This window comes from Tenacibaculum agarivorans (genome assembly GCF_001936575.1).
In the GTDB taxonomy this organism is placed as follows: domain Bacteria; phylum Bacteroidota; class Bacteroidia; order Flavobacteriales; family Flavobacteriaceae; genus Polaribacter; species Polaribacter agarivorans.
Genome location: NZ_MSMP01000013.1, coordinates 59,350 through 71,357, shown reverse-complemented (window position 1 = coordinate 71,357; position 12,008 = coordinate 59,350). Strand labels below are relative to the sequence as shown.

Genomic DNA, 12,008 nt, shown 5'->3' with positions numbered 1-12,008 from the left:
AGATTTTTTAAATCCCTCAAATTGCTTCGGTACTATTATGTATTTATAATTGTTTATTGACTTTTGTGCAAAAGAAAATTTAAATGCACAGAATAAAAAAAGGAATAGTATTTTTTTCATATTCAAATGTAAACATTATTTGATTACAAAGTTAATTCCAAATTGGAATGCAGCATTATTAGCGTTGGCAATATCAGTAAGTCTAAAAATATTATCTGCAATAGCATAAACATTCATTTTCCAGAAATTGGTAGAAACTCCTAAACCAAAATTTGAATATGAAAAATCATCTACAGTATACGTAACTTTGGTATTTAAATATTTAGAGAATTTTCTTTCATAAAAACCAGTTAATGCAAATCTTGGGCCTGCAGGTGTTAATACTGAATACAATTGCCCTCCAACTGCATTATCATAATAATCATTAAAAGAAATATCAGAACAAAATTGTTCACTTCTAGACTTTCCAAAACTATATTTTGCTCCTGCATATAGTTTTATAGGTCTTAATACAGTGTAAGACTCCTTGTTTTCTGATCTTGGTAAGCTAGCATCTAATTCATCATTTAAGTTTTGCCAATAATCAGGATTAGTTCCATCATACTGAAATTCAAGACCTGTAAATGTATAACTTCCACTTAAAAATTGATTGCGTGTATTTTCAGAATAACTTATAAAACCAACATCTAATAAACTAGCTGAATATTCAAGCTGATCATTATATCGATAAGTAAATCCAACGTCAAATCCTAAACCTAAATTACTTCCAAAAAAAAGTCCTCCTCTTTGATCTAAATCAAACTCATTATCGGCATCATACAATCCTGAACTGTATCCAGAATATTGTAAATTACTAAATACATGTTCATAAATACTGTTAGCTCCTTGTCTTGTGGTAAAGGTTCCTTCGTTTCCTGTAGATGTAGCATTTACTGATCCAGAATATATTTTTAGTCTACCTCCAACAATTAATTTGTCACTCATTTTCCTGGTTAGTCCTACATGTAATACTCCAAGTAAGTCTGCATTAAATTCAGCATCTGATAAATCAAAACTTTTATTAATAAACCCTGCATTACCTTCTTTTATCAATACGAAAAGATCTTTTGGCAGTGTACTAAAAACATCAAATTCTACATAAAAACCTGCAGTTAAATAGTCTCTCCTATTAATTTGATATCCTCCATTGATAACCTCAATTTGCGAATTAATGTGTACATAATCATTATTTTCTAATTGAGTCAGTACTCCATCTAGCTTATCATTAAAATTGATATTATCATCTCTAAACAAGTCTGCAATTCTAAAACCAGATACTCCTACATCTGTAGATATCCCAGAAAGTACAGGAACACCGACATGATATTTATAATTAGTTTCAGCACCAGGGTTTACTAATAACCCTTGAGGAATTTTATCAAACCCATATAAAACCTTCTTATTCTGTGATCCAACTTTTACACAAACCAATAAGGATATAACTAAGTAAAACTTCTTCATAAATTATTAATTTGTTCTAAAATAAATTGTTCCTGAAGATTTAAATGTAAAAGTTCTCGGATCATTTGCATCCAACACTGAACCATCTGTACTTGGTAATAATTCTAAGCTAACTTCTACCCTAGTAGAATTTAAAAAGTCAGAATTACTCGCTATTATAATTTCTTCTTCTTGGGTAAAATTAGTTTGATTAGCTCCTACATTTAAAACAATAGGATTAATTGTTGCCATATCACTTTGATCAAAAAAAGTAAATACAATTCTAAAACTTCTACTAAATTCATTTTCAATCTCAAACCTCAACACTACTCTTTCCAGATTTTCTCTAGCAACGCTACTATTTAAGAGTGTTATTGAAGAAGAATCTCTTAAAGGTGTACTTAATTCTACCCCTCCTACAACTAAATCATTCTGTGTAATTGACGAATTTACTAACGATACATCAAGAGTAGGAGTCAAAACTAATTGATCTGCTTGATTAAAATCCACGTCTTTTACGCATGATATATTCACACATAAAAAACTCAACATTAACATCGTATACAATTTTCTCATTAACTAGTACTTTTTTACTTAACGCGTAAAATCAAAGAAATTGTTTGATTTCTAACAAATTATTAACATTTTTAACCTTATCATCATATTTAATCCTTTCAGGATTATAAAAGATTGGCAATATACCTATATTTCTAGCTCCTAGAATATCAGCTTCAAAATTATCACCAATCATAACACAGTTTTCTGCTTTAGCTTTCACATTACGTAAAGCAAACTCATATATTTTAGGATTAGGTTTTTTAACACCTACACTTTCAGAAGTAACAATAAGATTAAAATAATCCATGATTTTAGACGCCTTTAATTTATTGTATTGTACTTCTTTAAAACCATTAGTAATAATATGGAGTGTATACTTTTTTTTCAGGTAATCTAATAATTCAATTGTTCCATCAATCAAATAATTATAATTAGGGAGGTAATTGATATAATGTTCAGAGATCCTATGTATCATCTCATCACTTATTTCATGTTTTAAAATTGAAAATGTATCTTTTAATCTCCCGTACCTTAACTCTTCTTTTGTTACTTGTTCTTCTCTGTATAACTTCCAATAACTAAAATTAATTGGAATATATGTTTTCAAAAAAACAGTAAAATCAAGACGTATATCTTCCTCTTTAAAAATTTGTTTAAAAGAGAGTTCAGAATTCTTATCAAAATCCCATAAGGTATGATCTAGATCAAAAAATATATGTTCAATCTTTTCCATGGGGTCAAAAGTAGCAATATAATTTATCTGTAATGGCCTATTACCGTTAAAAAAGCGACTAAATTACTGCTATATTTTTAAAAATTTAACATTTACATCTACTTACGGACGAATTTAACAAAAAAGCTTTCATTGGTCACCCCCCTTCTACAACTCGTTACAATCTCAAATTGATAGGATTTTCTTCCAAATATGCAACGGATTTCTACAATAAGATCAATTAAATAGCATTGTTAAAAACTGTTTTTTTTAAAATTACCTATCACTTCTGATATCAATCCTTTTACAGTGAAGGCATTAAGAGGGAACTCTAATAATACATGCAAATAACTAAGGAAAAATAATCCGGTAAGTCCCGTTTTGTAATCATAAAAATACAGTCCAAGTGAAAAAGCATATATTACCAACATCCAAATAACCTTCTGCTTAGAAAGTGTTTTGCCCCAACCTATAACAGAAGTTTTTGATAACCAATTCAAATAGTGGTAAGTATAAGCAAAGGCTATGAAAATTTGAATCCTAAGACCTATTTCTGACAATAATACAAATCTACCATTTTCTAATCCTTTGAATACTTTAGCAAGCATTATATTAAGATTAACAAAACTGCTATTTACAAAAATATTGAGAAGTTCGCTTGAAGGTTTTGCGATTTGAACTATTTCTATAGGAAGATACCAAATAACAAAAGGAATTATTGCTAAAACAATAACAGAACTAATACCTATTTTACTTTTTGATTTAATTGAACCAAACAATACAAACATTAGCGTAAATAAGTATACATGTATTAAAGTAGGAAGGAAAATAGAAACATAAATAAATGTACTATGCAAATAATTTGTAGATATAAACGAGATTAAGCTCACAACTACTAAAAGTATAAGTAAAGTTCTTGTTTTTTTATAAAAAAGTAATCCGATTGCAAATAAAAAAGAACTGATCAAAAACGCAGAATTATATCTTGATATAATTACAAGAATACTTTGAATAGAAGGGGCTAATTGTAAATCTAAATATCTAATTGACGGTGATATTGACACTAAAATGGCTATAACAATAAAAATAATGGTATGTTTTCTATCTGCTAGCATAAAGTATTTCTTTTCACGAAGCCAATTTATTTCGGTAAGGTAATGTAATGGTCCCAACACTGCATACGAAAACAGGAATAGTTTAAAAGGGATGAAAATAGCTACAATTAATGACAAAATCATAAATGCGATATTTATCAGATCAATGTTATTCTTAATTTTTTTTTTCACTGTTTAAATCTTTAGTTATATTTTTATTTAACCTGAATTCGATATAAGAACTTAAAATTATCAATTCCAGTGGTTTTCAATAGAAGATCGTATCGAAAAAAGCTATTTTGATCACTAAAAAAATATTCTAAGCACAAAATTCTTTCGGAATTTCACTCGAACTGACATCTTTTAGTTTATATAGAAACTCACGTTATTTACTTATGACTAATTTGCTTACACATTCATAAAGCACTCTACGCTCATTAATTTTGATTCCTAAAAGATATGTCTGTGCATTTTTTATATACAAAACGGCAAAAATAGTTAAAGAATAATAGAGTTTTTCTACTAATTTTTAAAAAAGTAGTTATCAAGAATTCCTATGAGTTTTTAGTAGTAGATAACTATAAAAAACTACAATAGTTATCTTTTAATAAATCTATTTTACATTTATATTATCTTTTGATTAACTCAAAAATAATTTTAGCGTCAGATTTTTAATCAATCTCTTAACCAAATAGAATGAAATGCTAAAACTTAGCTTCAGTATTGTCTTATATAACCTCTCACCTACTCAAGATTAAAAAATAATTGATAATTTAACCTGTCGTTATCAATCAAAAAAGGCAGATTATACACTCATACCTACCTATAATGACTAGACATACTGTATACTACATCAGATCCTTTCAAATCTTAAACACAGATTAATAAGACTCAAGAAATTGAAAAATATCAATTCTAAAAAAGGAACATGATACTGCTTTAACACACTTCAAAAAAGTTCTACTTTCTATAGAGTTATGATGTAAAGAAAAAAGATCCCACCACACATTCCTTACATTTAATTTAAAAAAATAAAACCTTACTAAATTTGAAAAATGAAGTAAAAACACTTTCCACAATCCGACAGCAAAAAGTTAATCCATAAAAACTCAACTTAGATTCCAATGACATGCTGATTAATTTGATCTTAAGTATATAGTTTTATCGTAAAATAATTATCTTGCGTTTGTAAAAGAAATTAAATTGCAGCTCACAGAATTCTTTAATTTATTTTTAATTGCTAGTGCATTGCGCGGTTTTGCTTTTAGCATTTTTTTAGTCACTAAACACCGAAAAAGTAAAAGTATTCTATTCTTAAATCTTATGATATTAGCTATTGCTTTAAATAATTTACAATCATGATTATTGACTAAGATTTTTTTTCTTCTACAGTATATACAAGTTCCTTGGCATTTTCTTATTACATTATTTAAATATCAGAGAAAAATTCTTCGGTATTTTAAAGGTGCTTATTCCTTTTTCCTGATTAGTATTATTATCCAAGTAGTTTATTTATCTCTTAGTAAAGATTTTAATGGCTACTCTGAATATGTATTAGTATATGAACAATATACTGGTATTGAAGAACTTATTAGCTTCGATTTTAGTTTCTTTTTTACATGAATTTATTAAGAATATTGATAACAAAAGTATAAGAAGTCTCATAATTAAAGTAATTTATAATAGTTGAATACATAAGAAATATTGTTTCATCTCACTAAATCTCCATCCGACACTAAATTAAATATAATATTTTGCATTCATCTTGAAGGTTAAAGTCTCTATTTCTAAATTTATAAACCTGTAAAAGAAAAAACGCTTGATACAACACCAAACGCATATATTTAAAATTGACAATTAAATTTAATTGCTGATTTTATCGTTCTCTGGAGTAATTTGACATCTTTCCTTTCTATAATGTAGAATCACTTAGCTGTAAAATAATCCCAAGCTACTTTAGCAATATCAGATATTATTTTCTCGTTTACTTTAAAATCTTCTTTAGACTCAGTAACAAATGCACTAATTGTAAAGTATTTCCCATTTGGTAAAAACACAATTCCTATATTATTTACCGCAGCAGTTATACCTGTCTTTTTATGCTTACCTGACCAGCCTGTTTTATGTGCAACCACAGTTCCTTTGGGCAATTGTCCTTTTAATCTATTTTTCCCTGTTTGGGTTTCTTTCATAACATTCCAAATAAAGTCGTAACTTCTTTTAGAAAGTAAACCTTTTTTGTTCTCATAAAATGTTGTCAGTATCCTATTTGCTTCTTTGGGCGTAGTCCAATTTAAAAACTGTAATTCCCAATTATTCTGCATAGTTTCCTCATTTATTTTAACAGCAAAGTCTTTAAACCCTAGGTTTGAAAAATAACTTTCTACCGCCTGAGGTTTTCCTAAAAGTTTAAGTAAAACATCACAACCAACATTATCACTTAAAGCTACAGTATATTCTATAATTTCTGCAATGGTAAGTGTACATCCTTCTGGATATTTTTTTCGTATTGGACTCCATAATCCTGGTAGCAATTCACTTTTCTTAATGTTTATTTTTTGATCAAAAGAAAGATTCCCTTTATCTATTTCAGATAAGATAGTTAATGCTATCGGAAACTTGAATACACTTTGCATTGGAAAATGCTTTCCTCCATTAACACTAAGAGTATCTTTAGCTTCTATACCGTTGATTGCAATACCAACAGTTGCTTTTTTAGTATTGATGAGTTTCTCTATTTTTTCTCTTAATGATTCAATTTCTTGAGCATTTCCTTTTGAAAAAATCATTAGAAAGACTAAGCATGTAAAAACTATTTTTTTTGTCATAGTATTTTGGTTGAAAAATCGTTGTGCTGTTTTTAGTAATTATTTTTCATATTGATAAACCTCGAATTACAAGGTAGTTTAAGTAAAAAACGTAAGCAACATTATTTTTGATACTTTTCACCAAATTCATTATAAATTTCTGTCATACTAAATGCATTTGGACTTGATCCATTTTGATTCAATTCATCCAATTTTGCTTTAGCTTCAGTTACTGTAGGAATATGACCTTTTTCAACATACCACATTACGGCTTTATGTCCTTCTATTTCATTTGACCATTTTTTTCTACTTTTTAGAAAATAACTATGCACTGTTTTATAGGTATACTCTTTTAAAAACTCATAGTTTTCCCAAACTGACATATTTATAAAAATCAATTTATCTTCATATGGAGTTTCTAAATCCGTAGCACTTTCTCCACCTTCATCTTTTAGTCTCCAAATGAACCCCTCACTTTCTTCTGCTAATAAATTAACTGGTGCAAGAAAATCTCTAAATTCTTTTACAATAGGTGAATTCAATTCGTCTTTTAATTTAATGATATTGTACTGTGCAAGATGTTTAGTATTCATTTTTTAATTTTATTATTAGGAGTTGTTTTTCATTTAATTATTAGTAATAGTATTACTTCCAATTCATTGTTTTTTATAGATATATTCTTTTCTAAATGAATTCATTAAATTACATGTAGCGTATTTATGTTTATTTTTCTATGAGAAAATAGAAAAATCATTTTCTCGTAAGTTCAAAATAACAAATTACCTTGAGTCCCTACTCACAATTAATTCTTAAAATTATAGTTGATAATTTCTCTTTAGATCACATTCGAATTGAACAGTTGTACGTCCAAATTATAAAAAATAGTTGCAAAGGAATTCTAAACCATAAATATGAAAGACCATTTCCATCAAATGTTCCTTTTTGATAGTTTATATGATGGACAGAAGCATAAATATTAGCGGGTAGCATTAACAAAAGAAAAATGATTAACACAAATCCTGATATATATTTAAATCTAGGGATTAGAAGTCCTATCGCAAGTAAAACTTCAAACACCCCAGTTAAGTGAACAAAAGATTGTTTAAAAGGAATAAATTTAGGAATCATCATTGACATTCCTTTGGTAAACACAAAATGTCCAATAGCCGTAAATACGAGCATTGTTGACATGGCAATTCTAGCCGACATTTCAACGTTAAATTCTTTTTTTAAAGTTTTTATTGCAAAGATTGAAATAGCAAAGCTTAATAATAATATAATTAGTGGTTTCATATTTTTTGAATTATTAAAAAGCAAAGGTCAGAAAGCATTAAAGTAAAAACAATGAATCCAAGTTAAGTAATTCGTCTCCTTATTCGGCTTAATGCTTGTGGAGTTACACCAATATATGATGCAATATATTTTAATGGAATTTGTTGTATCAATTTCGGCCTATCAGAAAATAAATCTAAATATCTTTCTTCTGCTGTTTTACTTAACAAGGAAAGTTCTCTCTTAGATTTTATTAAAAACATTTTTTCTGCCATCTTACGTCCAATACTATTTCCACTACTCGTATTTGCATAGACTTCTTCTAAGCCTTGACGTGAAATTTTCCATAAAACAGTATCTGTCAATGTTTCTATTTGGTATTCAGAAGGCATTTGCGTTAACCATGAATCATAACCTGTAACAAATTCATTTTCGAATACAAAACCAAAAGTTAAATCAACTTCTTCACCTGGAATATAAAATCTAACTATTCCTTTAGCTATAAAGGATAGATGATTCTCAATCTCTCCAAATTTCAATAGTGTGGAATGTTTTTTAAGTCTTACTTCTTGTAATTTAGAAGAAAAAAACTGCCAATCAGAATCACTCATTGGAGAGATATTTTCAATAAACTTTCTGATTTCGTTCATCTATTTATGGATTTTAGTTTTATTTGATAGCCTTAAATAACTATTATAAACGAATTAAATTTACAAATTTTCGGCTAAGTGTTAGCTCTTACAATTCCATTGAGTTTAGTAATAATTGAGTTCACACGGAATTAGGATTATCTATTATTATACTACATTATTATTGAATTCTATTTACTTGACAGTTATAACATCCAGGGTTAGCATTATGAACTTGGATATAGCTTGCCTTATCATTACTAAAAATGCTTTCAATTTCTTCTTTTATTTCTTTACCTTCTAGTATTTTCGCGTCTATCATCATACCTGTTTCATCATAAACTCTTAAAGATTGTAACCTTTTAAATAGCATATCTGGAACTTCATCAACATCTAAGTTTGCCTTTTTCACATTTTTTCTCACAAAAATAGGTCCACTAGACTCATATGGCGATGTTGTTTTATGATGCTTAAATGACAATAAAATAACTTCTTCTCCAACTTCTGCATCTTCAAGACTAACTCTACAAGGGTAGCCAGGTTTTTCATCTACAATCATTCTAATCATTTTTTTTGAAGCTAATTCTTCTTCGTTTAAGTTGAATAAATGATTAAAATCATTTTCTATTGCTGATATTTTGAAGTTTGTTTTCATAATTATTTAATATTTTCGATTTATAGTTATTTAGCATTGATCCTATTTTCATGCAAAATATTCTTAATTAGAAAGATCTTAACAATCTAATTCTTGCTATCTTTATAACTTTATTGATTCATAGCTATTTATAGCAATTTTTCTTTCTGTACTCCACCTGTAATCTCCCATATTTCCATCACTTTTAATCACCCTATGACAAGGAATCAAATAAGCAATTGGATTTTTTCCAATAGCAGTACCAACAGCTCTCACAGCTTTAGGATTATCTATCATTTTTGCTATATCTTGATATGCCAATAAATTTGAAGAAGGTATTTGCAATAAAGCTTTCCACACTTGAATCTGGAATGATGTTCCTACTAAATCTAAACTAATTGATGTTAAAGGTATTTTCCAATTTTTAAAATACTCTTGAACTATTTTTCCATTGGTAGCTAATTCATTTATAAAAATTGCTTGATCATATTCTTTCTTAATCCTTTCAAAATGTGATTTATCAAACGACAGTGAAGAGATTCCTTTTTGGGTCTCTACAATTATTGCATTTCCAAAAGGTGTTTCGATTTCGCCGATATGAAATTTTAAATTTCGTCCTCTTTTTTGAAACTCTCCAGGTGTACAACCTTCTATTTTAATAAATAAATCATGCAACCTGCTATTACCTGATAATCCAATAGTATAGGATGTTTCTAGTGTAGATTTTCCTTTTCGTAGAGACTCTTTAGCTTTTTCTAATGTTATGAATTGTAAATAATCTTTAGGACTAATTCCAACCCATTTTTTAAACACACGTTGAAAATGAAACTTACTTAAATTAAATTGATTCGCAATCTCGTCTAGCGAAGGTTGTTCTTTATGATGATTTTTAATAAAGGAAATTGCTTTTGCAATAATGTCGTAATGATATGTGTTTTTCATATTGCTAAAATCACTTTATCTTGATAAAGATTCAATACGATTGTTGCTATTATTCTATATAAAATGAAAAATAATACCTTTTATCAGAGAATAGAAATAATAAAAACACATTTTCAGCTTGAAGAAAAACAAATCTATATTAACGTTAAGTTCTGAATTCGTTATTCTTTATCGCATTACTTATATTTAATGCTAAAAAATAAAGCCCTACTAAATTTGAAAAATGACGTAAAATACTTTCAACAAACTGACAGCAAAAAGTTAATCCATAAAAACTCAACTTAGATTCTAATGACATGCTGATTAATTTGATCTTAAGTAGATAGTTTTATCGTAAAATAATTATCTTGCGTTTGTAAAAGAAATTAAATTGCAGCTCACAGAATTCTTTAATTTATTTTTAATTGCTAGTGCATTGCACGGTTTTGCATTTAGCATTTTTTTAGTCACTAAATACCGAAAAAGTAAAAGCATTCTATTCTTAAATCTTATGATTTTAGCTATTGCTTTAAATAATTTACAATCATGGTTATTGACTAAGAATTTTTTCCTATTACAGTATATACAAGTTCCTTGGCATTTTCTTATTACTCCAGCTTTTTATATTTTCTTATTGCATTATTTAAATATCAGAGAAAAATTCTTCGATATTCTAAAGGTGATTATTCCTTTTTTTCTGATTAGTATTATTATCCAAGTAGTCTATTTATCTTTTAGTAAAGATTTTAATGGCTACTCTGAATATGCATTAGTATATGAACAATACACTGCTATTGAAGAACTTATTAGCTTTATTGTTTCTTTGATTTTATTTTTCTACTCCTATTATATATTGAAATATAAAACCCATCTTTTTAAAGACATTTTGAGTTACGATAATTTAAAATGGTTAAGTACATTTATAGTTTTAGGTGGTATTTGTCATGTATTATGGGCTACAGCAGTAATGGTAAAGTTTTATTTAAACTTTGAAAACTTTATCCATTTCTACTATCCTCTGAGAGTAATGACAACCATTTTAATTTATTGGTTGGGGTATGAACTAGTAAGTATCGCTAGACAGATAAAAGAGCGTAAATCGATTCGAGAAAGAGGGATTAAGAAAGCGTCAAAACCTCATCAGGAAAATGCTAAAAAGTTTATTGAAATAGAAAATTATATTATTGAACATAGGCGTTTTTTAGATAATACTTTAAGTTTAGAAACCTTATCTAATGAATTACAAATGAGTACTAGCTCAGTATCTAAACTTATAAATGAGCAAACTTCTCAAAATTTTAATTATTTATTGAACTCCTTTCGAGTAGAGTTCTCCAAAAAACTATTGTTAGATACCACGTACGGAAACTACACTATTACTTCTATAGCTCTAGAATCTGGCTTCAATTCAAAATCTACATTCTACAGTGCTTTTAAAAAACATGCTAATAGTACTCCTACTGAATTCAGGAAAAAACAAAATAACTAGAAGCAAGAAGTAAAATTAAAAAACTATACAACATTTTAACCTATTCATTTTTCCGATATAAAACAGAAGGTAAAAATGTAGATTGAGCTTGTCGAAATCGAAGTTGGTAAGATATATATTGATCAGTATTATTCACAATATATTTCTAATTCATTACCAACTACCGCTTCCTAGAAAGTCCTAAAACATCTATCAGTGTCCTATTTTCAGCATTTCGGACGAATCTGGACAGCAAAAGAATAATAAATAGTAAGTTTACATCGAAATTAAATTTCTAACCAAATACATCTTTTTACAGTAAAGGGTAAAGGGGGAAATTGCTGAAGGGAGGATAATTTGAAAAACTATGAAGCGCTTAAAGAACTTATTTTAAGCGCTTTTTTTATGCAAACTAACTTTCTCTAAAAAACTTT

General features: G+C 27.9%; 11 protein-coding genes. 1 reads left to right on the top strand and 10 read right to left on the bottom strand.

Features of this window, described 5'->3' with window-relative positions:
- Positions 1 to 135 precede the first annotated feature (135 nt).
- The 10 genes from BVC87_RS11745 to BVC87_RS11695 all read right to left on the bottom strand — a co-directional run bounded on the left by BVC87_RS11745 (position 136) and on the right by BVC87_RS11695 (position 10,127).
- Positions 136 to 1,500: a DUF5723 family protein gene (locus BVC87_RS11745; protein ID WP_075342580.1), complete on the bottom strand. Its 1,365-nt coding sequence runs from the start codon at positions 1,498 to 1,500 to the stop codon at positions 136 to 138.
- 6 nt (positions 1,501 to 1,506) lie between these two features.
- On the bottom strand, positions 1,507 to 2,055 hold the full coding sequence (locus BVC87_RS11740) for a hypothetical protein (protein ID WP_143569771.1): 549 nt from the start codon (positions 2,053 to 2,055) through the stop codon (positions 1,507 to 1,509).
- A gap of 31 nt (positions 2,056 to 2,086) precedes the next feature.
- Positions 2,087 to 2,770 carry a YjjG family noncanonical pyrimidine nucleotidase gene (locus BVC87_RS11735; RefSeq protein WP_075342578.1) on the bottom strand — a complete coding sequence of 228 codons (684 nt, stop codon included), beginning with the start codon at positions 2,768 to 2,770 and terminating at the stop codon, positions 2,087 to 2,089.
- A 233-nt stretch (positions 2,771 to 3,003) separates the two neighbouring features.
- Complete coding sequence (locus BVC87_RS11730; RefSeq protein ID WP_143569770.1) at positions 3,004 to 4,035, bottom strand: hypothetical protein; 1,032 nt, start codon at positions 4,033 to 4,035, stop codon at positions 3,004 to 3,006.
- A 1,733-nt stretch (positions 4,036 to 5,768) separates the two neighbouring features.
- A complete protein-coding gene (gene bla / locus BVC87_RS11720) occupies positions 5,769 to 6,671 on the bottom strand; it encodes a class A beta-lactamase, subclass A2 (protein ID WP_075342575.1) in 903 nt (300 codons plus the stop codon).
- 101 nt (positions 6,672 to 6,772) lie between these two features.
- Entirely contained in the window at positions 6,773 to 7,243 is a 471-nt protein-coding gene (locus tag BVC87_RS11715) for a DUF3291 domain-containing protein (RefSeq protein WP_075342574.1), read from the bottom strand.
- 247 nt (positions 7,244 to 7,490) lie between these two features.
- A complete protein-coding gene (locus tag BVC87_RS11710) occupies positions 7,491 to 7,943 on the bottom strand; it encodes a DoxX family protein (protein ID WP_075342573.1) in 453 nt (150 codons plus the stop codon).
- Between the two features lie 62 nt (positions 7,944 to 8,005).
- Positions 8,006 to 8,572, bottom strand: a complete 567-nt coding sequence (locus BVC87_RS11705) for a Crp/Fnr family transcriptional regulator (protein WP_075342572.1) — start codon at positions 8,570 to 8,572, stop codon at positions 8,006 to 8,008.
- A 160-nt stretch (positions 8,573 to 8,732) separates the two neighbouring features.
- Positions 8,733 to 9,206 (bottom strand): DUF1203 domain-containing protein, encoded by a 474-nt coding sequence (locus BVC87_RS11700; RefSeq protein WP_075342571.1) that lies wholly within the window; start codon positions 9,204 to 9,206, stop codon positions 8,733 to 8,735.
- A 102-nt stretch (positions 9,207 to 9,308) separates the two neighbouring features.
- On the bottom strand, positions 9,309 to 10,127 hold the full coding sequence (locus BVC87_RS11695; protein WP_075342570.1) for a bifunctional helix-turn-helix domain-containing protein/methylated-DNA--[protein]-cysteine S-methyltransferase: 819 nt from the start codon (positions 10,125 to 10,127) through the stop codon (positions 9,309 to 9,311).
- A 490-nt stretch (positions 10,128 to 10,617) separates the two neighbouring features.
- On the opposite strand from BVC87_RS11695, the gene BVC87_RS11690 reads away from it, so the two are divergent.
- Positions 10,618 to 11,595, top strand: a complete 978-nt coding sequence (locus BVC87_RS11690) for a helix-turn-helix domain-containing protein (RefSeq protein WP_143569769.1) — start codon at positions 10,618 to 10,620, stop codon at positions 11,593 to 11,595.
- Positions 11,596 to 12,008: the final 413 nt, after the last annotated feature.